General features: G+C 70.1%; 22 protein-coding genes. 16 read left to right on the forward strand and 6 right to left on the reverse strand.

All coding sequences use genetic code 11. From position 1 onward, the window contains the following. Nucleotides 1–99 precede the first annotated feature (99 nt). The 5 genes from JOF36_RS15840 (at nt 100) to JOF36_RS15855 (ending at nt 3,052) form a co-directional block, all read left to right on the forward strand. Complete coding sequence (locus tag JOF36_RS15840; protein WP_210027628.1) at nt 100–552, forward strand: hypothetical protein; 453 nt, start codon at nt 100–102, stop codon at nt 550–552. After that, nucleotides 549–869 carry a PadR family transcriptional regulator gene (locus tag JOF36_RS15845; RefSeq protein WP_245350859.1) on the forward strand — a complete coding sequence of 107 codons (321 nt, stop codon included), beginning with the start codon at nt 549–551 and terminating at the stop codon, nt 867–869. Before JOF36_RS15840 ends, JOF36_RS15845 begins: the two co-directional genes overlap by 4 nt. Before the next feature lie 29 nt (nt 870–898). Continuing rightward, nucleotides 899–1,033, forward strand: coding sequence for a hypothetical protein (locus JOF36_RS40145; protein WP_281071430.1), 135 nt, complete (start codon nt 899–901; stop codon nt 1,031–1,033). Next, a complete protein-coding gene (locus tag JOF36_RS15850) occupies nt 1,030–1,599 on the forward strand; it encodes an HAAS signaling domain-containing protein (RefSeq protein WP_210027632.1) in 570 nt (189 codons plus the stop codon). Before JOF36_RS40145 ends, JOF36_RS15850 begins: the two co-directional genes overlap by 4 nt. A 649-nt stretch (nt 1,600–2,248) precedes the next feature. Beyond that, nucleotides 2,249–3,052, forward strand: a complete 804-nt coding sequence (locus tag JOF36_RS15855) for an IS5 family transposase (protein ID WP_210025079.1) — start codon at nt 2,249–2,251, stop codon at nt 3,050–3,052. 93 nt (nt 3,053–3,145) lie between these two features. Here the strand turns inward: JOF36_RS15855 and JOF36_RS40150 are convergent, their stop codons facing one another. After that, a complete protein-coding gene (locus JOF36_RS40150; protein ID WP_210035729.1) occupies nt 3,146–3,397 on the reverse strand; it encodes a LuxR C-terminal-related transcriptional regulator in 252 nt (83 codons plus the stop codon). A 94-nt stretch (nt 3,398–3,491) separates the two neighbouring features. Between JOF36_RS40150 and JOF36_RS40155 the strand changes: the two genes are divergently transcribed. Then, entirely contained in the window at nt 3,492–3,623 is a 132-nt protein-coding gene (locus tag JOF36_RS40155) for a hypothetical protein (protein ID WP_281071431.1), read from the forward strand. Between the two features lie 9 nt (nt 3,624–3,632). On the opposite strand, the gene JOF36_RS15865 is transcribed toward JOF36_RS40155, so the two are convergent. After that, nucleotides 3,633–3,893 (reverse strand): hypothetical protein, encoded by a 261-nt coding sequence (locus JOF36_RS15865; protein WP_210027634.1) that lies wholly within the window; start codon nt 3,891–3,893, stop codon nt 3,633–3,635. 147 nt (nt 3,894–4,040) lie between these two features. Next, nucleotides 4,041–4,871, reverse strand: coding sequence for a sensor histidine kinase (locus JOF36_RS40890; RefSeq protein WP_210027636.1), 831 nt, complete (start codon nt 4,869–4,871; stop codon nt 4,041–4,043). 317 nt (nt 4,872–5,188) lie between these two features. Between JOF36_RS40890 and JOF36_RS15875 the strand changes: the two genes are divergently transcribed. Together JOF36_RS15875 and JOF36_RS15880 are read left to right on the forward strand one after the other, a co-directional pair. Further along, nucleotides 5,189–5,665 (forward strand): GbsR/MarR family transcriptional regulator, encoded by a 477-nt coding sequence (locus tag JOF36_RS15875; protein ID WP_210027638.1) that lies wholly within the window; start codon nt 5,189–5,191, stop codon nt 5,663–5,665. Nucleotides 5,666–5,875: 210 nt separating this feature from the next. Continuing rightward, a complete protein-coding gene (locus JOF36_RS15880) occupies nt 5,876–7,921 on the forward strand; it encodes a S9 family peptidase (protein ID WP_245350860.1) in 2,046 nt (681 codons plus the stop codon). A 411-nt stretch (nt 7,922–8,332) separates the two neighbouring features. Here the strand turns inward: JOF36_RS15880 and JOF36_RS15885 are convergent, their stop codons facing one another. After that, a complete protein-coding gene (locus JOF36_RS15885; RefSeq protein ID WP_210025079.1) occupies nt 8,333–9,136 on the reverse strand; it encodes an IS5 family transposase in 804 nt (267 codons plus the stop codon). A 586-nt stretch (nt 9,137–9,722) separates the two neighbouring features. Between JOF36_RS15885 and JOF36_RS15890 the strand changes: the two genes are divergently transcribed. The 4 genes from JOF36_RS15890 to JOF36_RS15905 all read left to right on the forward strand — a co-directional run bounded on the left by JOF36_RS15890 (nt 9,723) and on the right by JOF36_RS15905 (nt 16,496). Further along, nucleotides 9,723–11,249, forward strand: coding sequence for an alpha/beta hydrolase (locus JOF36_RS15890; protein WP_210027640.1), 1,527 nt, complete (start codon nt 9,723–9,725; stop codon nt 11,247–11,249). A gap of 346 nt (nt 11,250–11,595) precedes the next feature. Then, nucleotides 11,596–13,932, forward strand: a complete 2,337-nt coding sequence (locus tag JOF36_RS15895) for a S9 family peptidase (protein ID WP_245350861.1) — start codon at nt 11,596–11,598, stop codon at nt 13,930–13,932. 119 nt (nt 13,933–14,051) lie between these two features. Beyond that, nucleotides 14,052–15,140: a DUF418 domain-containing protein gene (locus JOF36_RS15900; RefSeq protein WP_210027642.1), complete on the forward strand. Its 1,089-nt coding sequence runs from the start codon at nt 14,052–14,054 to the stop codon at nt 15,138–15,140. Between the two features lie 768 nt (nt 15,141–15,908). Then, the gene (locus tag JOF36_RS15905; RefSeq protein ID WP_210027644.1) at nt 15,909–16,496 is read left to right on the forward strand and encodes a MerR family transcriptional regulator; all 588 of its coding nucleotides are present in this window, start codon (nt 15,909–15,911) and stop codon (nt 16,494–16,496) included. Here the strand turns inward: JOF36_RS15905 and JOF36_RS15910 are convergent. Next, entirely contained in the window at nt 16,477–16,734 is a 258-nt protein-coding gene (locus tag JOF36_RS15910) for a hypothetical protein (RefSeq protein ID WP_245350673.1), read from the reverse strand. The genes JOF36_RS15905 and JOF36_RS15910 overlap by 20 nt on opposite strands. A 183-nt stretch (nt 16,735–16,917) precedes the next feature. Here JOF36_RS15910 and JOF36_RS15915 point away from each other — a divergent pair, with 183 nt between their 5' ends. The 4 genes from JOF36_RS15915 to JOF36_RS15930 all read left to right on the forward strand — a co-directional run bounded on the left by JOF36_RS15915 (nt 16,918) and on the right by JOF36_RS15930 (nt 20,662). Then, on the forward strand, nt 16,918–18,108 hold the full coding sequence (locus JOF36_RS15915; RefSeq protein ID WP_307862202.1) for an IS630 family transposase: 1,191 nt from the start codon (nt 16,918–16,920) through the stop codon (nt 18,106–18,108). Between the two features lie 42 nt (nt 18,109–18,150). Continuing rightward, nucleotides 18,151–18,330, forward strand: a complete 180-nt coding sequence (locus tag JOF36_RS15920) for a hypothetical protein (protein WP_210027646.1) — start codon at nt 18,151–18,153, stop codon at nt 18,328–18,330. Nucleotides 18,331–18,412: 82 nt separating this feature from the next. Further along, nucleotides 18,413–20,335 (forward strand): S9 family peptidase, encoded by a 1,923-nt coding sequence (locus tag JOF36_RS15925; protein ID WP_210027648.1) that lies wholly within the window; start codon nt 18,413–18,415, stop codon nt 20,333–20,335. Nucleotides 20,336–20,338: 3 nt separating this feature from the next. Further along, complete coding sequence (locus JOF36_RS15930; RefSeq protein WP_210027649.1) at nt 20,339–20,662, forward strand: DMT family transporter; 324 nt, start codon at nt 20,339–20,341, stop codon at nt 20,660–20,662. Between the two features lie 662 nt (nt 20,663–21,324). Here the strand turns inward: JOF36_RS15930 and JOF36_RS15935 are convergent. Further along, nucleotides 21,325–22,065 carry a TetR/AcrR family transcriptional regulator gene (locus JOF36_RS15935; RefSeq protein WP_245350862.1) on the reverse strand — a complete coding sequence of 247 codons (741 nt, stop codon included), beginning with the start codon at nt 22,063–22,065 and terminating at the stop codon, nt 21,325–21,327. Nucleotides 22,066–22,117: the final 52 nt, after the last annotated feature.

A 22,117-nucleotide genomic window follows, 5' to 3' on the forward strand; every position in this document is an offset into this window, starting at 1 on the left:
GGGAATGTCGAGGGGTTCCTAGCGGCCGGGTCCGAGCTCGAACACCAGAATCCAGGACCTCAGTGCCGTGAGAGTCGTCGTCCAAATCAGCACCCGTTTGTGCCCCCGGATGTCGCCGAGTCGGGAGAAGGCGAGCACCATGAGTGCCGCCATGCCGTGTTGAGTGGTCTCGAACCAGTTGAACGCCGCCCTGTTCACCGGACGAGGGGGGCGTACCCCTCGGTCATCTCTTCCAGTGAACCGGTCGCGGACAGCACGACCATCGGCGGCACCATCGCGACAGCCGTCTTCGCCCTCGGCATCTCCGACGGCGATGCCGGTCAGGAACGATCCCACGATTCGCCCGCCCAAGCGCTGATCAACCTGGCTATCACCGGTCTGGGTTCGGGAGCCGTCATGGCTGCCTTTCCCGTTCTGGCGGCGACGGTGACAGTGATCTATGTGGCCGGTGTTGGTCGCCGCGTAAGCGGTGCTACTGCTCCGATTGACGGAGCGATGTTGTCACAGGTACCTTGCGATGCATGGAACCAGGTCGTGCACGGAAGTCGATGAGCGAGCTGCGCCGCGGCACCGTCGCCTTCTGTGTGCTGGCGCTGCTGGATGTACGGGAGCGCTACGCCGTCGAGCTGGTTTCCGAGCTGGCTGCCAGCGATGCGCTCGCCGCCGGCCAGGGAACGATCTACCCGATGCTGTCCCGGCTGCGCTCCGACGGGTTGGTCAGCACGACCTGGCAGGAATCCCCGGCGGGGCCGCCGCGCCGCTACTACCGGCTCACCGAATCCGGGGCCGCCGCGCTGGCTGCGTTCCGCGATGAGTGGTCGCGGTTGCGCGACGCCGTGGACAGCCTGCTGCTGGCGGGACCGACATGACAACCCACACCACGACCACGGGAGGAACCGTGACCACTGCGACCCCTGCCGGCGACCTCGTCGACCGGCACCTGACTCGGCTGTGCTATGTGGCGGCTGGCCTGTCCGAGCCTGCCCGCGCGGAGCTTCTGGCCGCCGTCCGGCGGTGGGTGATGAGCGCATGAGCGGCGAATCGACCCCGGCCAGCGAGCTGGTCGAGTGCTACTTGCTGCGGCTGCGCTCCGCGACCGCGGATCTGCCCACTGACCAGAGCGACGAGCTACTCGGCGACCTCACCGCGCATCTGGCGGAGGCTGTGCCGCCTGGATCCGACGAGCTGACCGCGCGCCGCGCGCTGGATGGGCTCGGTGCACCCGAGCTGGTCGCGGCCGCGGCCCGGACGGAGACCGGTCCGGCCGCGCGGGCCCGGCCGAGTCCTGGTTCGGCCCAGGTCAACGACGTGATCGCCGTGCTGTTGCTATTGCTGGGCGGGTTCGTCGTCCCGGTCCTCGGCTGGGTCGCCGGGGTGGTGATGCTGTGGGGCAGCCCGCGCTGGTCGGAGCGGGACAAGTGGCTAGGCACGCTGGCTTGGCCGGGTGTGATCGCCGGGGGCGTCGTGGCCTTCGCGGTGGGTGGACCGGTCGTGCTGGTAGCCGGGTTGCTCGGTCTCGCCGTGCTGGCCTGGGTGTGCCAGCGGCTGCTCGCCCACAGCCGCGAGGTCCAGGGCGGGGACACGCCATCCGTTGCCTAGAGTCTTGGGCGTTGCGATCCGCGTGGCATAGCGACCGCATCCACCCCCATTGAAGCGACTGTCGTTCCCCGTCGTTCCACATGTTTCGTTTCTGACCCGCTCTGGAGCGATCGGCCCGGACGGGTCGGTCTCGGCGAACGCGGGGCAGTAATGCGCGCCCAGTCGGCCAACAAGACGACGCACCGGCGGGCCCGCCGGATCCGTTGTTCGGGATGCGGGCAGGTACCAATGAACCCGATCGCACGCGCGGAGGTGGCGATGACCTGGCTGCTGGTGGGACCGGACGGGCCCGGTCGAGGAGCACTTCTGCCGTACGTGCACACCGCCCGGGTGTAGAACGACGGTAAACGACAGTGGTGGCGCGCCACCACGCTGACAGCGCCGTCGATCGGCTCCGGTCGTGGCCCCTAGCGTCCTGACCTCGACAGCCTTTCGTCCCTCAGAGAGCAGTTTGAAACTCGATCTTCAGACTCGAGTTGATCACGTCGGGCCGGATGATCGGCGAGCCTGGTCCAATCATGAGTGAACTCCTGGTAGCCGGACGGTTGTCTACGCCAGCCGGCCACCAGGAGTTCGTGTGTCATCCTCGCCTGTCTGCACGTGTCTGTCATGCCCGGCCCACGATCGGGGCCAGGCCCCACCGTGCCCGGTGTACCCGTCCTCGTCGATCACCGACGCCCAGTGGGCGGTGCTCGAGCCGCTGCTGCCGCCACCGGGCAACACCACGGGCCGGGGCGGGCGCCCGGAGAAACACCCCCGACGACTGGTCCTCGACGGCATCTTCTACCTGGTCCGCGGGGGCATCTCCTGGGCTCAGCTGCCCCACGACTTCCCTCCCTACCAAACCGTCTACGGCATCTTCACCCGCTGGAGCAGCCGCGGCACCTGGCAGCAGATCCACGACGCGCTGCGTGATCTGGTGCGCGTCTACGAAGGGCGCGACCCACTGCCCACCGCAGCGGTCATCGACTCCCAGTCGGTGCGCGGCGCAGACACCGTCCCCGGCAGCACTCGGGGCTACGACGCAGGGAAGAAGGTCAACGGCCGCAAACGCCACATCGCCGTCGACACCGGCGGACTGCTACTCGCGGTCGTGGTCACCATCGCCGGCATCCAGGACCGCGACGCCGCGCACCGGCTGCTGATCGCCCTGACCAGCCGGTTCTCCACCATCAGCATGGTCTGGGCCGATGCCGGCTACGCCGGACGGCTACTCATCTGGGCCCGCAAGGTCATGTCGCTGACCGTCGAGGTGGTCAAACGCACCAACGACGTCAAAGGCTTCAAGGTCCTCCCACGCCGCTGGGTCGTCGAGCGCACCTTCGCCTGGATCAGCAAGTTCCGCCGCTGCGTACGGGACTACGAGACCCTCCCAGCCCACCACGAAGCCATGGTCCACATCACCATGATCATGACCATGTCACGGCGGCTGGCCCGCACCGGAGACTGGTAACGCCAGTTTCAAAATGCTCTCTCAGTGGAAACGACGGTCGAACGCAGTGCCCTGCGGGCGGCGCTGTCGATGTGGTCGGCGCTGCCCGGTGCGCTAGATGTCTCGGTTGTCGTGCGCGATGTCGGTGAGACCTGCCTGGTAGGCGAGCAGCGCCGCGCGGACCCGGTTGGTGACGCCGAGGTCGCGCATCAGGCCGCTGACGTATTGCTTGACGGTGCCCTCTGTCAGGTGCAGCTGTCGGGCGATGTCGTGGTTGGAGGCTCCGTGTCCGAGCGCTGCGAGGACCTCGCGCTGCCGGTCGCTCAGGGGCGCGATGGCGTCGGCCGCCGCCAGGCGGTCGCGCAGGCGTGTTCCGGATTCGCGGCGGGCGAGCCAACGCCCGACCGTGGGGGGAGAACCAGGCTCCCCCTGCCGCCAGGGCTCGGGTCCGGTCGAGTAGGTGCTGTGGGTCGTCGGATTTCAGCAGGAATCCGAGCGCACCGCTGCCGATCGCCGCGGCGACGATCCGGCCGGCGGCGAAGCAGACGCGGTGGACGTCTCGCGGGCGAAGAAGCTGACCGACACCTCGTGATGTCGACACTCAGCACCCGGTGGTGTGGGCAGCGAGTCGCGGGGCCTCCATTATCTCCACCGGCGGAAGGACCCGTTCGGACTCTGCCCGGGTCTGTCCGACCCGGATCGGATCCACGTCGGCGTGCGGGAGCACGGACAGGACGGTTATGGCCACGAACACCGTCGCAAGTAGGGCGAGCGTCGCCGCGAACACTCCCACCGGAACCCAGAGGGCGACCCGCTGCGCGCGCCTGTGCCGTCGTGCACCGGCGCGGCGGTGTTCGTCCACGTCGGCCGGGGGAGTGACGAGCCCGTTCGGAACAGTCCGTCGCGCATCGGCCGGTATACACACCTGGAGACTGAAGGTCCCCCCGAGGGCCGACGTGGTTAGCCAGCCACCGAGGAGGTCGATCCGGTATCGCAGGCCCGCCAATCCTCAACCGGTACCGCGATCCTGCGGTGTCGCCACGTCGCTCCCGTCCGGATCCGCGCCCGGACCGGTGCCGGTGGGGTTGTCGATCCGGATGATCACGTCGCCGTCCTGATGGTGTGCGGTGACGCGGGCGTCCGGCGCGCAGGCGCGTCGGAGCGAGTTTGTCAGGCCCTCCCGGATCACCCGGAGCGCGGCGGCGCGGGCGTCGTCACTGAGCCCGCCCGTGAGGTCGTCGTCGATGTCGGCGGTGACAGCGAGTCCCGCGGAACGGGCTCCCACCAGCAGGTCCTCGATGGTGGCCCCGTCGATGCCGGCCGCCGAGGAACCATCGGGACAAGCGAGCAGGTCCACCGTCTGCCCCGGTTCGGCCGTCGCGTCGGCCGCGGCCGAACGGATCGCTCGCAGTCCGTCCCGGACATCGTCGGCCAGGGCGGGATCGAGTGACAGGCGCCCAGCCTGCACGGCGATCAGGGCGATCCGATGCCCGAGCGCGTCGTGGATCTCGGCGGCCATCGCCGCCCGTTCCTCGACGACCGCGCGGTGCACCGCGACGGCCCGCAGGCGGTCCTGCGCCTCCGCGAGCTGCCAGCCGGCGTCGGTGTACTCCTGGCGCCGGCGGGTGGTCGTTGCGACGAGCACCGGAACGAGCAGGCACAGCGCCATCACCGCTGTGCCAGCGATCGACGCCGCCGACGACGCCCAGATCGCACCGATGACCGCGGCGACGGTCCACTGCACCGCGACCAGGACCCCCGCCAGGCCCGCGACCCGGCCCGTCCGCCAGCCGCACCGGACGAGCACCGGCCCGGTCAGCAGGCAGGCGATGATCACCACAAGCTGACCACCTGGGAGAAGGACCGGCTGTACACCGGCGATGCCGACGAGCACCAGAGCGATCACGGCGCCGCCGCCGCGGCGGAGTCGGTCATCGGCTTCGGCGCCGTCATCCCCGGTGAGACCGTGCTCGTCGTCGCCGCGATCGCCTTGGCCGACACCCCGTGGCTTCTTCTTCAGTTATGCGTCGGGTCTGACCTGGAGGTGCGGGCGAGGAGCCGGCCGCCGGGCCGGACGACGATCGTCGAATATCGGGGGACCGGACATCGACAGACGTCCATAGAGGTGGTTGGTGTGCTCCGGCATCGTTCGGAACCATGCCGAACGCTCGCGGTGCATCGGGGGCCTCACTGCCGTCGGATTTCCCGGACAGCATCGCTGAGCTGTTCGAGGCCCACGGATGGCCGCGCCTGGTCGGACGGGTCCTGGCGGAGCTGATGCTCGCCGAGCCGCCGTTCCTGTCCACCGTGCAGCTGTGCGACCGCCTCGGGACGAGCAAGGGGCACCTGTCCAGCGCGATCACGGTCCTCAAGGCCATGGGCATGATCGAGCGCTACGGTGTCGCCGGCAGCCGCCGGCACCACTATCGCCTGACCCCGGACGCGTTCGTCCGCGCCATGCACGCCGCGGCGCGGCCGTCCCGCACGCTCGCCGAGCTCGCGGACCAGGCACTCGGGGACGTGCCGGCCGGCTCGCGCACCCACGACGAGCTGACGCGGATGCGCGACTTCTACCGGTTCCTCGCCCAGCGGTTCCCGGAGCTCGTGGCCGAGTTCGAGGCGCAGTCGCGATGACCACCCCGTACGCCCACACCAGCAGGAGGCTGCCATGCCCACCGGTCACTCCGGGTTCGACCGTTCTACGACGGTCTCCACGACCTCGTCACCGGCGGCACCATCGTTCCCGCCTGGTCCCCGGACGGAAGGTCGCTCGCCTTCCTCGACGGCCCCGCCGAGGACCGGAGCGGCTGGGTCGTCGACCTCGCCACCGGCGACAAGGCACCGTTGACCGAGGATGTGCAGGTCCTGCGTGAGCGGGTCGGTGAGGCGACCGGGCAGACCCCGGCGGGGCGGGGGCTGCCGTTCGACCACGTCGGGTTCGTCGCGCCGCGCCTGCTCGCCACCGCCGTCGGCTCGACCCGGGTGACGCTCCACCTGGACACCGGCGCGGTCACCGCAGTGCCCGCCGAGCATCCGATGGACACCGCCTTCGGGCTGTCGGAGTCGGCCCGCCGGGCACCGCGGGAGTTCCTGCGCACCATGCCGCTGGCCGATCCGCAGAAAACGCGCGAGCTCGCTTCGCCGGACGGTGACCTGCTCGTCTCCACGGTCGAGGGCAACATCGTGCTGCGCTCGGCCGCCGACGGCCGACCGGTGCCGCTGACCACCGACGGCTGTCCGGAGCACGAGTACCGCTTCGACCTCGTCGACCCGGCGCTGGCCAGCATGGGCATGGCGTTCCCGGTGTGCAACTGGTCCCCGGACGGCGCCCGGCTCGCGGTCCACCGGGTCGACAACCGCGGCGTTCATGCCGCGCCCCAGGTGCACTACCTCAAGCGTGAGGACGAGCTGGTGCACCGTTACCACGCCCAGGCCGGTGGACCGCTGGAGCGCTGCACGCTGCACGTGCTCGACGTCTACGGGCGGCCCGAGGTCGAGCTCGACCTCGGCGACACCACCGACACCTACCCGGTACATGCCGCCTGGCTGCCCGACGGTTCACAACTGGTGGTGTTCGTGCTGCGCCGCGACTGCCGCCGGCTCGACGTCCTGCTCGCCGACGCCGCGACCGGCGCGACCCGGCCGATGTTCAGCGAGGAGAGCGAGAGCTTCGTCCGGATCCACCACGACGTCTACTTCGGCCGCAAGCTCGGGGTCTTCCCGACCCCGGACAGCACCGGGCTGCTACACCTGTCCGAACGCTCCGGCTGGAAGCACCTGTACCTCTACGACCTCGAGGGCAGGCTGGTCCGGCAGCTGACCGACGGCCAGTGGCCGGTCGACTACGTGCACCGCGTCGACGACGAGTACGCCTATCTCACCGCGCACCTGGACCAGGATCGCCCCTACGACGTGCACCTGGCCCGGGTGCCGCTGGCCGGCGGCCCGGTGCAGCGGCTGTCCGAGCAGCCGGGTGTGCACTCCGTGGTGTTCGCGCCGAGCGGCGAGGCTCTCGTGGACACCTGGTCGACCCCCGCGGAAGGACCGCGCAGCGTGTTGCGCCGCGCCGATGGCTCGCTGCTCTGCGAGCTCTCCACCGCCGACACCTCACGGCTGGACTGGACCCCGCCACAGCAGTTCACGGTGACGGCCGCCGACAGCGAGACCGAGCTCTGGGGGGTGATGTTCTTTCCCGCGGACTTCGACGAGTCCAGGCAGTATCCGCTCGTCGAACACGTCTACGGCGGCCCGCAGCTCGCCGCCGGTCCGCACTCGTTCATGGGGCTTTTCTCCAGGGTCGCGCACGCACTGGCCCAACTCGGCCACGTCACGTTCGTGATCGACGGGCGCGGCACGCCGGAGCGGTCGAAGGCATTCCACGACGTGGTCCTTCGCGATTGGACGGCAGGTCTCGTGCCCGACCACGCCGCCGCCGTCGAGCAGCTCAAGCGGCGCCACGCGTTCCTGTCCGACGCGAAGGTCGGGGTGGTCGGGCACAGCTGGGGCGGGTACTCGGCGTTCCGCCTCGCCGCCGAACGGCCCGACGTCTACGCCGCTGCGGTCTCCTCCGCGCCGGGTTTCGACCCGTACTCGTCGGTGCTCTACGAATGCTATCTGGGTTTCCCCCAGACCGATCGCGACGCCTACCGGAATGCCGACTCCTACCGGGTCGCCGACCGGCTGGAATCGGCGTTCCTGCTGGCCTGCGGCACCTCCGACCATGCGACCTGGACCGACAGCGTGAAGATGAGTGAGGCACTCATCCGCGCCGGCAAGCCACACGAATTCGTGGTGATGCCCGAGCAGTACCACGGATTCGGCAGCGTGCACGACTCGTATCTCTGGCGCAAGGTCTCCGGATTCCTCCGCGCCCACCTGGAGGAGAAGTGAGCACCGTGCGATTCATGTCGCCCGAACACATCGCAGCGATGAACGCGCTCTTGGAGGACGCCCCCGCGGTCCGCGCGGAGTGCGCCCGGCTGCCCCGGCCCCGGGTCGTGTCCTACGCGTTGACCGATGGCCCCGACGGCCAGGTCGTGCACTGGACGATGACCTTCTCCGACACGATCCGGTTCTCGCTGGAGAAGGCCTCCGCCCCCGACGTGCGCTTCGTCGGGGACTGGGCCCGCATGATCCGGGCAACGAGCGCCGGCCGGGACGGCACGCAGGTCGACCCGGGGTCTCGATGGACGGCGACGAAGCAGTGCTCGCCGAGATCGAGACGGCGTTCGAGACGCCCGCGGCGTCGCGGCCGTGCCGGTGGAGTTCCATTCTCTCTGAGAGAGCATTTTGAAACTGGCGTTACCAGTCTCCGGTGCGGGCCAGCCGCCGTGACATGGTCATGATCATGGTGATGTGGACCATGGCTTCGTGGTGGGCTGGGAGGGTCTCGTAGTCCCGTACGCAGCGGCGGAACTTGCTGATCCAGGCGAAGGTGCGCTCGACGACCCAGCGGCGTGGGAGGACCTTGAAGCCTTTGACGTCGTTGGTGCGTTTGACCACCTCGACGGTCAGCGACATGACCTTGCGGGCCCAGATGAGTAGCCGTCCGGCGTAGCCGGCATCGGCCCAGACCATGCTGATGGTGGAGAACCGGCTGGTCAGGGCGATCAGCAGCCGGTGCGCGGCGTCGCGGTCCTGGATGCCGGCGATGGTGACCACGACCGCGAGTAGCAGTCCGCCGGTGTCGACGGCGATGTGGCGTTTGCGGCCGTTGACCTTCTTCCCTGCGTCGTAGCCCCGAGTGCTGCCGGGGACGGTGTCTGCGCCGCGCACCGACTGGGAGTCGATGACCGCTGCGGTGGGCAGTGGGTCGCGCCCTTCGTAGACGCGCACCAGATCACGCAGCGCGTCGTGGATCTGCTGCCAGGTGCCGCGGCTGCTCCAGCGGGTGAAGATGCCGTAGACGGTTTGGTAGGGAGGGAAGTCGTGGGGCAGCTGAGCCCAGGAGATGCCCCCGCGGACCAGGTAGAAGATGCCGTCGAGGACCAGTCGTCGGGGGTGTTTCTCCGGGCGCCCGCCCCGGCCCGTGGTGTTGCCCGGTGGCGGCAGCAGCGGCTCGAGCACCGCCCACTGGGCGTCGGTGATCGACGAGGACGGGTACACCGGGCACGGTGGGGCCTGGCCCCGATCGTGGGCCGGGCATGACAGACACGTGCAGACAGGCGAGGATGACACACGAACTCCTGGTGGCCGGCTGGCGTAGACAACCGTCCGGCTACCAGGAGTTCACTCATGATTGGACCAGGCTCGCCGATCATCCGGCCCGACGTGATCAACTCGAGTCTGAAGATCGAGTTTCAAACTGCTCTCTGAGTGGTGCCGGGGAGTCGGCCTACCTGTCGACGAGCTGTTCAGCCACGCGCACTTCGTCAGCGTCACGCGGCCGGGATACGAGCTGGCCGACGGCCACTGCGGCACCGGTAACGACTCCAGGAGTCGATGCAGCGTCGTCCTTTGGTCGGACGGTTCGAGCCCGTCGTCGGATCCGCGGGACCAGATGGACGTCCTACCTTCGCAGCAACCCTGGCTCCCCGGACGAGTGAACGCAGCTGGCACCACCTGATCAGGGGTTGAGGGTGCCGCGACGGCACGTTGTCTGTTGGCTCCTGCATCAGTGATCAAGATCGGCCACGACCCGAACGGAAGAGGAAGCGTGCAGCGACGAAGCATCCGGATGACGCTCGCAGCGGTGGGACTGCCACTGCTGCTGGCGACGGCATGCGCCCAGCCGGCCCCGGCCGGGGAACCCCAGGCGTCGGCGCCACCGGCGCCGGACCTGACGCAGTTCCACGACCAGCAGCTCGCCTTCGAGCCGTGCGCCCCGTACGCGACGACCGCGGCCGACGAGGCGCTGTTCGCGAACGAACGGCTCGAATGCTCCCGGCTCCAGGTCCCGCTGGACTACGCCGATCCCGAGGGGCCGCGCGCCGAGATCGCGGTGATGCGGATGAGGGCCAAGGGCGAGCGGATCGGCTCGCTGGTGACCAACCCGGGCGGACCCGGCGGTTCGGGGCTGAACCAGGTCGCCACGTCGGGCCCGGGCTGGGACGAAATGCCGATCGCGGAACGGTTCGACATCGTCTCGTTCGACCCTCGCGGGGTGGGTGCCACCACCCCCCAGGTGGACTGCTTCACCGACGCCGAGGACGACCGCGGCGAGGGCTTCAACGGCACCCTCGTCCCCGAGGACGTCGTCGACGAGCAGACCGCCCGGACGATCGCGCAGCGCTGCGCCGACAGCGTGGGCGGCGAGCAGGCGCTGGTCAACATCGGCACCCGCGACACCGTCCAGGACCTGGACGTGCTGCGCGTGGCACTGGGCGACGAGCAGCTCAACTTCCTCGGCTACAGCTACGGCACCGAGCTCGGCGCCGTCTACGCCGAGACGTTCCCGCACAACCTGCGGGCCATGCTGCTCGACGGCGCCGTCGACCCCGAACTTTCCGGTGCGGAGTTCACGGTGTCCCAGGCCGCGGGGAGCCAGGGGGCGTTCGACGCGATGGCCGCGCAGTGCACGAGCGCTCCCGATTGCCCGCTGGGCAGCGACCCGGCCCGGGCGGTCGAGGCCTACCACGCGCTCCTGCGTCCACTGCAGGACAACCCCCTGCCCACGACCGACGGGCGCGGCCTGAGCTACGAGAGCGCTGCGACCGGTGTGTTCGCCGGGCTGTACTCCGAGGCCACGTGGCCGATCGTCCTGCGGGGACTGTCGGAGGTGGCGGACGGGCGCGGCGACATCCTGCTGGCGCTGCACGACCTGTACGCCCAGCGCGGTCCCGACGGCCGCCACGGCAGCCTCATCGAGGCGTTCCGCTCGATCCGGTGCATGGACTGGGACCGGCGCACCCCGGCCGAGCAGGCGGACCAGCTCCGCGAGGTCCGCGAGGCCGCCCCGATCATGGACGACGGCACCCCGATCACCGAGAGCGTCCACGAGTGCGCGGCCTGGCCGGAGCCGCCGAGCCGGACCGGGCCGTTCGTCACCGGCGACGTCGACGTGCCGCCGATCCTGGTCACGTCGGTCACCGGTGACCCGACGACACCCCACCAGGGCGGCATCAACCTGGCCCGGACCCTCGGCGGAACGCTGCTGACCGTGGACGGGGCTCAGCACGGGATCGCCCTGTTCGGCCAGAGCCCGTGCGTCGATCAGATCGCGACCGACTACCTGGTCGACCTGACGCTGCCGCCTGCCGACGCCCGCTGCTCCCTGTAGCCGCCGGACCGCTCGGTGGAGAGCAGGAACGGGTCGCGGGGCGCGGCGCCCACCGCCTCGCCCTCGTCTCCGGTGCGCCCGGTCGACCCACGTGCGGAAAGCGTTGACGTCCGGCGCGCGGACGTCGAGCCGGACCGAGTCGACCACGAGTGCGGAGTCATGCGGCTCCCACCGCTGCCGGCCGAGCGGAGAGGCGCCCTCCGCCGGATCCACGGCGGCGGAGTTCCTACTGCTGCGATTCGACCACACGGTGCCGCCGGAGGTGTCGGGTTACGGCGTCGCAAGTCCAGCGCCTCCCGCGGCGGCATTCGGGACGAGAACGACACCACCCAAAGTACATCCACTTATGGATGATCTGCATCTCACCTATTTGACTGTGCCGCAACGGCCGGGTGTGACCTGGCGCCGCACGGTCGAGGACTTCGAGGGGGAACCAAGGATGATGTCGCTGGGCGCCGAGGACTACGCGCGCGCTGAATCGATGCTCGCCCCGTACCGGAAGAAGGCGGTGCCCGGCGCGTCCGTGCTGCCGCAGTGGCTCTCCGGCGGCCGACGCTTCGTCTACGAGGTCGGCGGCCGGCACGTCCTGGTCGACCCGGCATCGGGTACGCGTCACGACGCGTTCGACCACGCCCGGCTCGCGGCCGCGCTCTCGCTGGCGTCCGGGCACGCGGTGGACGCCGCAGACCTGCCGGTGATGCTGCTCGAGTTCGAGCCCCCCGGACACAACGGTGACGTGGTGCGCTTCCTCGCCTTCGGCGAGACCTGGGAGTTCTCCGGCGACGACGGCACCTGCGAACGGGTCGAGGGCCCCGGCCTGCCCACCCGGGTGGAGCTCGTGTCTCCGGACAAGACATGGGCCGCGTTCACCCGCGACGGGAACATCTGGGTCCGGTCACGGGGCAACGGCGAGGAGTTCGCACTCACCGAGGACGCCGAGCCCGACCACTCCTACGGGGCGATGCTCGACTGGGCCGGGGTCTTCCAGTGGCGGGCGCTGGGCATCGACCCACCGTTCGTCGCCGAGTGGTCGCCGGATTCCACCCGGCTACTCACCCACCGTCTCGACCAGCGGGGACTGCCCGAGCAGGTGCTGGTGGAGTCCGCTCCCGCCGGCGGAGGCCGCCCGGTGGAGCACCGGCTGCGCTACCCGGTGCCGGGCGACGAGCAGGTCGCGACGATGTCCTGGGTGGTGCTCGATGTCGCGGCGCGCACCGTCGTGCACCAGCAGGGTCCACCGACCCCGATCGTGCACACCACCAGCCTGGCGTCGCGATGGTGGGTCGGGGACTCCGTCTACTTCCTGCGGTACTCCCGTGACGCACTGACCCTCGAGATGCACCGCCTCGACCCCGCCACCGGGGCCAGCACCCTGGTCGTCCAGGAGACCGGACGGACCTGCGTCGACCCGGGCGCCTCGACCGTCGAGCCGCCGCAGGTGCGGGTGCTGGACTCCGGGGAGATCCTCTGGTGGTCCCAGCGCGACGGGTGGGGACACCTGTACCTCTACTCACCGGACGGCGGCAAGCACGTCCAGGTCACCTCGGGCGAGTGGCTGGTGCGCCGCGTGCTGTGGGTCGACGAGGACGCCCGCCGGGTCTGGTTCCTCGCGAACGGGCTCGACGAGGCGGACCCCTACCTGCGCCAGATCTGCCGCATCGACCTGGACGGGACGGGTCTCACCCGGCTCACCGACGACGAGCTCGACCACGACGCGATCAGCCCGCCCGAGGGCGGGTACGTCGTCGACCGGGCCTCGACCGTCGCGACGCCTCCGCGATCGTCGGTGCTCGACGGAGACGGCCGGGTGCTCGTCGAGCTCGAGGCCCCCGACACCGCCGCGCTGGCGTCTCGCGGCTGGGCACCGCCGGAGCGGTTCCGGGCCACCGCAGCCGACGGCCGAACCCCGATCTACGGGCTCCTGTGGCGCCCGCACGGGTTCGACCCGGAACGACGCTACCCGGTGATCGACCACGTCTACCCCGGCCCGATGGTCTACCGCACCTCCCCCGCCTTCGACACCCCTCCCTTCACCGGGGAGGCCGAAGCGCTGGCCGCGCTGGGGTTCGCCGTCGTCGCCATCGACGGGCGGGGCACCGCCGGGCGCAGCAAGGCCTTCCACGACCACTCCTACCGCAACTTCTCGGCCGCCGGGTTCCTGGTCGACCACATCGCAGCGACCCGCCAGATGGGCGAGCGCCACCCGTGGCTGGACACCACCCGGGTCGGGATCACCGGCAGCTCCGGGGGCGGCTACGCCACCGCTCGCGCGCTGCTCGCCCACCCCGACTTCTTCCGCGTCGGCGTCGCCCGGGCCACTCCCAACGACATCGGCAGCTACTACCCCTACTGGGGTGAGCGCTACTACGGCGACCTCGACGATGACGCCCGCCGCGACCTCGACAACGCACGCCTCGCCGCGAATCTCCAGGGCCGGCTGCTGCTGATCCACGGCGAGCTCGACGACAACGTCCTGCCCGCCCAGACCCTGCGCCTGGTCGACGCGCTGGTGAAGGCCGACAAGGACGTCGACATGCTCGTCGTCCCCGGGGCCGAGCACCTGTTCAGCGGCAGCAAGCACTACGTCCTGCGCCGCACCTGGGACTACTTCGTCCGCCACCTGCACGGTGCCGAGCCACCCTCGTACCGCCTCACCCCGCTCCCGCCGAGCCTGCCCGTCTGACCGCAGCGCCGCCTCACGTAAGGATCGTCGTGTCAGCTTCTCCTCAACCCCTCGCAGGGCCGCTCTCTCCCACGCCGCCGTCGCAACGTCTGCTGGCACCGGACCTCGCGCGAGGTCTGATGCTGCTGCTCATCGCGCTGGCCCACTCCCGTCAGCTGCACGCCGGGGGCAACTCGTACGCCACACCTGCCGGTGGCGGCCCCGTCGACGTGGCCGTCCAGTGGTTGTTGACCTCCTTCGTGGACGGGCGAGCCGCCCCACTGTTCGGAATCCTGTTCGGCTACGGCCTCGTGCAGATGACCCGGCGTTACTCAGGCCCCAACGGCGACCCGGCGCAGGCCCGGCTCCTGATCCGCAGGCGCGGGGCCTGGCTGATCGTGTTCGGCATCGCCCACGTCGTCCTGCTCTACGGCGGCGATGTGATCGGCGCCTACGGCGCATTCGCCGTGATGTTCGCCGGGGTCGTGTCCTGGTCGAGCCGTCGCCTGTGGACGGTCATGACGATCACCCTCGCCTTCGGGGTGGCGGCCGCCTCCCTGCTCCAGCTGGTGACCCCCGCCGACGCACCATTGGCCGTCGGCCCGACGCTGCTCGACAGCGCGATCCTGCGCACTTCGGCGCTCCCGGTGCTGCCGATCGCCGCCGTTTCGATGGCACCGTCCGTCCTGATCGGAGTCCTGGCCGCGCGGATGCGGCTGCTCGAACAACCCGACCGCTACCGGCCGCTACTGCGCCGGTTCGCCCTGATCGGGTTCCCGGTTGCAGTGCTCGGCGCGCAGCCCGTGGCCCTGCAGGCCGTGGGCCTGTGGACCCCCGACTCCCCGGCTGCCGACGCACTCGGCCTAGCCGTGTTCGCGGCCACCGGGATCGTCGGCGGGCTCGCGTTCCTGGCCGCGATTGCACTCGTCGCCGACCGGCTCGGTGACCGGCGAGGACCGGTCACGACCGCACTCGTCGCATGCGGTCGGCGCTCCATGACCTTCTACATCGCTCAGTCACCGGTCTGGCTGGTCCTCACCGAACCGTCACTGCTCGACCTCGGCGGCCGGCTGGGCGCAGCCACTGCCGCCGGGGTCGCCGTCGCCACCTGGGCGGGTACCGTCGTCATCGCCTACGCCCTGGAACGTACCGGGCGACGCGGCCCGTTCGAGGCACTCCTGCGCCACCTGACCTACCGCAGCCGCCCGCGCCCACGACCGGCTGCGTGACCTGGGAGTTTCTGGTTCTCGAGGACACCGGCCGGTGCCCATGTTGGCGCGGTGGGTGTCGACCCGACGACGGCAATGCCGAACTGATCGACTGGATCGCTCAGCACGCTCCGGGCCCGCGGCTGGCGCGGAGGCCGCATCGTCTACGAGGGCACTCCACGCGACATGGTCACCGCGGCCAACACACATACAGCGCTGCACCTGCGGCGCTACACGAAGGATCAGGCTGCGCCTTCTCATCCAGCCGGGACCAAGCATCAGCCGGACCACGACAGCCGACCGGGCGCTCTGACCGGGCGCTCGCCGTGTCTAAACCTTCCTTCCGTTATTAAACCTTCCTTCCGTTATCAAGGTGGCGCCTACGGCGCCGCGCCGCTTCGCCGGCCGGGGCGTGCGGCCTCCGGCCGGTCCCCGTCCGGCGAGCGGCGGGAGTTGGCCCGCTGCATGAGCTGCGCCACGTTCTGTCACGCTGCCAGTTAGACTCCTGACCGAGGTACGTGGAGCGCCCGGTGCGTGGAGACACGCACGCCGGGTGCCGCGGGCGGCCACGGGAACCGGACCGGGAGCAATCCCGGCACCGCGCCCGTGGCCGACCCATCCGGGCCCTCCAGGTGATCACCAGGACTTCAGTAATTCCATGATCGCTTTCGGGTCCGTGCTCTACCTGCAACGACACGCGGACATCATCATTCGTCGGAGGCTAAGAATCCTCACGATCCGCCGTTGGGAGCGCGGTGCGTACGCTGACCGGGTCGAAGGAGCGAACCGTTGCTGAGCAGTGAACTCGCCACCCTCGCCGGTGTCACCGTCCGCACACTGCGTCATTACCACCAGATCGGGCTGCTGGCCGAGCCGCCGCGTTCGGCGGGCGGCTACCGGCACTACGACGTGGGCCACCTCGTGCGGCTCCTGCGGATCACCCGGCTGACCGCGCTCGGCGTACCGCTGTCCGGGATATCCGCCGTGCTGGACGATCCGGCGGCCGCAGAGCGGCTGCTCGACGAGCTCGACCGGGAGGCGACCGCCGAGATCGAACGGCTGACGGCCCGGCGGGACAGCATCGCCGTGTTGCGCCGCACCGGCTCCCCGCCGGACCTGCCCCCGGAGCTCGCGGCGTTCCGGTCGGCCCCCGAGCCGGAGCTACCGGCCTCGGTGGCCCGCTACGAGCACGAGCAGCTGTTGCTGGTCGGGCACCTGCTCGGCGAGGCAGGCCATGCCGAGCTGGTCGACCTGCTCAGCTCCGGCGCGTCGGCCGCGGCTCCGCTCGTCGCGCGATTCTATGCACTCGACACCGACACCTCCGAGGACGAAGTCGCGACGCTAGTGGTTCCGGTCGTTAGTTCGTCGGGGGTCTGAGGTCGTGCCAGGCGGTGGGGTCGTTGAGGTAGAGGCCGCAGGCGAGGTCGAGTGCGTCCTGGCAGGTCCCGAACGGGAGCCCGTCGGGGAAAATCGACTCGGCGTAGTCGTCGTGGCTGGCCCGGTAGATCGCGACCTGCCAGTCATGGGCCGATCCGACGTAGCGCAGCCGACACAGCGGCAGGATCTCGGTCTCGGTGCTGGCCCCGATGTAGGTGAACACGCCGTGGTGACGCATGTGCAGTTCGGTGATCTGGGGCCAACGCTCACGGGCCCGAGCGCGTAACCGTTGCCGCACGGAGGTCTTGGTCGACTCGGGGAAACGGGGCGCCACTTGCCCATCGTGACAGCCCTGGTCGGCGTTGCCCGGCCCTCGCGATCGACCGTCGGCCGCTGTTACGGGTGATCACGGCGTGTCGCGGTGGCCGAAATCGTGGTCGGGGTCGACAACCCGGGTGTGCCGGTCACCAGCCCGTTCATCATCGTGCTCACCGCGGCGGAGGAGGCGGTGTTGACCGCGCGGGCGCGCAGCGGGCGCACCGAGCACCGCGACCGGCTGCGGGCCCGGATCGTGCTCGCTGCCGCGGCCGGTGCGACCAACGCCGCGATCGCCGTCGAACTCAGAGTGTGTGTCGACACCGCGCGCAGGTGGCGACGACAGTTCGCCACCGAGCGCCTCGACGGTCTCGCCGATCGGCCCCGCACCGGGCGACCGCGCCGGTTCACCGCCGTGCAGAGCGCGGCGATCACCGCGCTGGCCTGCACCCTGCCCGCGGAGACCGGGATACCGCTCTCGCGCTGGAGCAGCACCGAACTGGCCACCGAAGCGGTCACCCGCGGTATCGCCGAGACGATCTCGGCGTCCACAGTGCGTCGGGCGCTGACCCGTGCGGTGATCAAACCCTGGCAGCACCGCTCCTGGATCTTCCCCCGCGACCCGAACTTCGAGACCAAGGCCGCCCGGGTCCTGGACCTCTACGCCCGCACCTGGAACGGTGCACCGCTGGGCCCGGACGACTACGTGATCAGCGCCGATGAGAAGTCCCAGCTCCAAGCCCTGCGTCGCCGCCACCCCGGCCGGCCCGCCGGGCCGGGCCGGACCCGCCAGGTCGAGTTCGAATACCGCCGCGGCGGGACCCTGGCCTACTTCGCCGCCTACGACATCCACCACGCCCGAGTCATGGGCACCATCGCCCCGAAGACCGGGATCGAACCGTTCACCGACCTGGTCACACACGTCATGAGCTGCGAGCCCTACGCCTCGGCACGGCGGGTGTTCTGGGTCGTGGACAACGGCTCCAGCCACGCCGGACAGGCCTCGATCGACCGCATGAACACAACCTGGCCGAGCGCGACACTGGTCCACCTACCGATCCACGCCTCCTGGCTCAACCAGGTCGAAATCTACTTCTCGATCCTGCAACGCAAAGCTATCAGCCCGGTCGACTTCGCCGACCTCGACGCCCTCGCCGAGCGCATCCTGGCCTTCCAAGACCGCTACAACCGCGCCGCGACACCCTTCGACTGGACCTTCACCCGCCGCGATCTCCGCGCCCTACTCGACCGGATCGGCCCGCCAGAGCAGCCCAGCACCCTCACTACCGCCGCATGACCCCCGACGAACTAACGAACTCGGCCACTAGTCGACGACCTCGTGGCGCGCCTGGGGCCGCTGGCCGAGCGGCTGAACGACCTGTCGCGGCTCGACCGGCGGTCGGCGGCGTTGCCGGACGAGCTGAGCGAGCAGCACCTCAGGCCGGTGCAGCACCGCGTCCTGCGCCGGGTCGAACAGCGGCTGACCGCGACTGGCAGTTCCTCCACTCCTATGGCGTGACACACACCGCCCGGGCTTGAGTCCGACGCGACGTCGGGGTCTGAACTCGCAGGTGTTCACGACACGACACCTGGAGGCCTACGTGACCGACCCGACTCCGCTGATCACCGTCGAGGAGTTCTTCGGCCCGCCCGCGCGCAGCCGTGCCCAGATCTCTCCGGACGGCACGAAGGTCGGCTACCTCGCCCCGTGGCGGGACCAGCTCAACGTGTTCGTCCGCGATCTGGACGGCGACTGGCCCGAGAGCGACGCGACCGACTCCCCGGCCGCGCGCCGGATCACCTCCGACGACCACCGCAGCATCGACACCTTCTTCTGGACCGCCGACTCTCGATCCCTGCTCTACCTGCAGGACACCGACGGCGACGAGGACCACCACCTGCTGCGCGTCGACCTGGCCCGTCCCGACGAGCCGGCGGTCGACCTCACCCTGATCCCGGGGGCGCGGGTGATAGGCACCCAGTTCTGCGCGGATCGGCCCGGGTCAGCGTTCGTGCAGCTCAACGGGCGCCGCCCCGAGTTGATCGATTTTTACGAGGTGGACCTCGACACTGGCGAGTTGAGCGTGCTCGCCGAGAACTCCGGCGACGTCATCAGCTGGCTGCGCACCTCGCAGGGACGGGTCCTGGCCTTCGCCGTCCAGGACGACGGCACCCACCTGCTGTCGGACTGGAACGACGGCGACCCGCGCCTGATCACCCAGTTCTCCGGGCTCGACCACGTCTACGGCGTCTCACCGTCCGTGCCCACCCCGGACGGGGCGGGGCTGTGGATCGGTTCGTCGCGCGGCTCGGACCGCACCCGTCTGGTACGAGTCGATCTCGACACCGGCGAGCAGGTGGGGGTGGGCAGCCACCCGGTGTTCGATCTGGACACTCCCCGTCCGGAGGCCGATCAGCGGTTCCCGTCGTCGCTGATCGTGCACCCGGGCACCGGGGAGCTGCTCGGCGCCCGCTATCTCGGCGTCCGCCAGGAGATTCACGCCCTCGACCCGCACTTCGCCGAGGTCCTGCCCCGGCTGGCCGAGCTCTCCGACGGCGACCTGGCCCACGTGTCATCCGACGCGACGGCCCAGCGCTGGGTCGTGGACTTCACCCACGACCGCGACCACCGCGCCACCTGGTTCTACGACCACACCACCGGCACCGCCCGCCGGCTGTTCCGGCCCTACCCGCACCTGGACCCGGCGCAGCTCGCCCCGGTCAGCCCGGTCACGATCACCGCCCGCGACGGCATCGCCCTGCCGTGCCACCTCACGCTGCCGATCGGGACCGAGCACCGGGACCTGCCGACCGTGGTGCTGCTGCACGGCGGGCCCTGGTACCGCGACAGCTGGACCTACGACCCGGAGGTGCAGCTGCTGGCCAACCGCGGCTACGCCGTGCTCCAGGTCAACTTCCGCGGCTCCACCGGCTACGGCAAGGCGCACATGCAGGCCGCGATCGGGCAGTTCGCCGGCCGCATGCACGACGACGTCATCGACGCCCTGGACTGGGCGATCGCGCAGGGCTACACCGATCGCGGCCGGGTCGCAATCTACGGCAGCTCCTACGGCGGCTACGCCGCGCTCGTCGGAGCCGCGTTCACGCCCGACCGGTTCGCCGCCGCGATCAGCTATACCGGAATGTCTGACCTCACCGACCTCGCTCGGTCGGTCGTTCCGTTCGCGCGGCGCGCGGTCGTCAACAGCTACGGCCGCTACATGGGTGATCCGGACGACCCGGCGCAGGAGGCCGACATGCTCGCCCGTTCCCCGATCAGCCGGGTCGACGACATCACCGCTCCGATGCTGCTCGTCCACGGCAGCCAGGACGTGCGAGTCGTCCAGCGTCATTCGGACCGGGTCGTCGAGGCGCTGCGCGCTCGCGGCGCCGAGGTGGAGTACCTGCTCAACGAGCGCGAGGGCCACTGGTTCGTCAACCCGGCCAGCAACATCGAGCTCTACCGCACCCTCGAACAGTTCCTTGCCCGCCACATCGGCGGACGGGTCGCGGAAGAGGGCTGACCCGTGGCCTACCTGCTGCTCGCCGGCGCGATCGTCCTCGAGGTGATGGCGACGATCAACCTGCGTCTGTCCGAGGGCTTCACCCGGCTCGTCCCCTCCGTCCTGGTGGTGATCGGTTATCTCGGCGCTTTCGGCCTGCTCTCGCAGGTGCTGGCCGCCGGGGTACCGGTCGGGGTCGCCTACGGGATCTGGGCCGCCGCCGGGGTCGCGCTCGTCGCGATCATCGGCGCGGTTCTGCTCGGCGACACCCTGACCCCGGTGCAGTTCGGCGGCATCGCGCTGGTCGTCGCCGGCGTTCTCACCCTGGAGCTCGGCGCCGCGCACTGACCCGTCACGAGTCGTCCGCAACCGGCGGCACCCGGACAAGGAGAAAGGTCCCCGTCGCAGCGGTTCCGCTGCTCGGGGCCTCTCTCACCCCTGGTGGTGGCCTTGCGCTCAGCCGGTCGTAGCACTTGATCTTGGGGGTTCGGCGGGACAGGATGCCCGCCGTGCGCGAGAACGGCCAACATCGCCTACCTGCACAGATTCGGGTCGCAAGGGTTGTTCGGGTCGCAAGGGTTGGTCGCCCGATGCTTGCGACTGCCTGGCGGTCAACGGATCAAATGCATGCCCTCGCCGGGCGGGCTGGTCTCCGGGATGGGGACAGCCATCCCGGAGACCTCCCTCCGGGCTGCCACACGGACGACCGTGGGCGGAGCGTGGCGAGGTCGGCCGGCGGTTGCGTCGAGGGCCGCCCACGGTCGTCCGCGCGGTCGGCTTGCAGCAGCTGTCGACGGGATGGCACTGGCAGGCGTGGGGGAGTGCCCCTTGGGGCACATCTGGGGCACATGCGGCGCACAACAGCACAACATCCGCCGACACGACGCGGCAGTAGACGGACTGGTCAGCGGGATGCTCAGCGTGAACACGCAGGCTGGTGAGACGTCAGGTTCGCGTTAGGAGAGCGGGTCTCGTGGCGGGCGGGCGTCTGGGGCGCAGTGGGCGCGGTCTCACTCGGCCATACCGCTCCGGCCTCGCTGTGTCGTGGTGCGCAAGCTTTCCAAGGCGTCGTAGACGTGTTGCTGGGTCAGCTCGTGCGCCGGGAATGGACGGTGGGCGGCCTCTGCGCGCAGACCGTCGAGGAGGAAGGCGGCTTGGCGTCGCCAGGCGGTGGGAGCGGCCTTGGCGGTCGCGCGGGCCAGTAGGGCGTTCGCGGCGAAGGTGAATACCAGGTCCGCGTTGGTGAAGTCGGGTCGGAGAGCGCCGGATTCCCGGGCTCGCGTGACGATGCGTTGCGCAGCGTCCTGTGTCCGGCCGCAGGTGGTCATGAGGCGCTCGGCGCCCGGATAGCGACCAGTGACCACGTCGGCGACGGCGGGGTCGGTGGCCTGGAGCTCGCAGAGCGTCTCGACGTAGTAGGCGAATCCCTCCCAGGCGTCCTCGAAGGAGAGGGCCTGCTGTGCGACCTCGCCCAGGATATCCGCCGCCCGGTCGGTCACGACCTCGTCGATGAGGGCCTCACGGGTGCCGAAGAGGTTGTAGAGCGTGCCGTGGCTCACCCCTGCCCGCCGTGCGATCTCTTTCAGCGGTACCTGCAGTCCCCGCTCCCGGAAGAGCTCGGCGGCTGCAGCCCGCAACTTCTCCGCGTTCCGCTGCGCGTCCGCTCGCATCTGTTCATTCCTCTCCTGGTGGTCCGGTCCGGCCTCGTCACGCCTGCCCGCACGGAACTTGACCCTGCGGTCAGCCTGCATGCTACCGTCATGACTGAAGTTGACCGATAGGTCAGGATGACCGTGAGGAGTA

The sequence above is a fragment of the Pseudonocardia parietis genome, from assembly GCF_017876315.1.
GTDB lineage: Bacteria > Actinomycetota > Actinomycetes > Mycobacteriales > Pseudonocardiaceae > Pseudonocardia > Pseudonocardia parietis.

Coding starts and splice junctions, on each gene's coding strand:
- JOF36_RS15895 (WP_245350861.1), top strand. CDS start 11,596: ATGGATGATCTGCATCTCACCTATTTGACTGTGCCGCAACGGCCGGGT.
- JOF36_RS15875 (WP_210027638.1), top strand. CDS start 5,189: ATGCCGAACGCTCGCGGTGCATCGGGGGCCTCACTGCCGTCGGATTTC.
- JOF36_RS15850 (WP_210027632.1), top strand. CDS start 1,030: ATGAGCGGCGAATCGACCCCGGCCAGCGAGCTGGTCGAGTGCTACTTG.
- JOF36_RS15900 (WP_210027642.1), top strand. CDS start 14,052: ATGCTGCTGCTCATCGCGCTGGCCCACTCCCGTCAGCTGCACGCCGGG.
- JOF36_RS15910 (WP_245350673.1), bottom strand. CDS start 16,734: ATGCGTCACCACGGCGTGTTCACCTACATCGGGGCCAGCACCGAGACC.
- JOF36_RS15845 (WP_245350859.1), top strand. CDS start 549: ATGAGCGAGCTGCGCCGCGGCACCGTCGCCTTCTGTGTGCTGGCGCTG.
- JOF36_RS15935 (WP_245350862.1), bottom strand. CDS start 22,065: ATGCAGGCTGACCGCAGGGTCAAGTTCCGTGCGGGCAGGCGTGACGAG.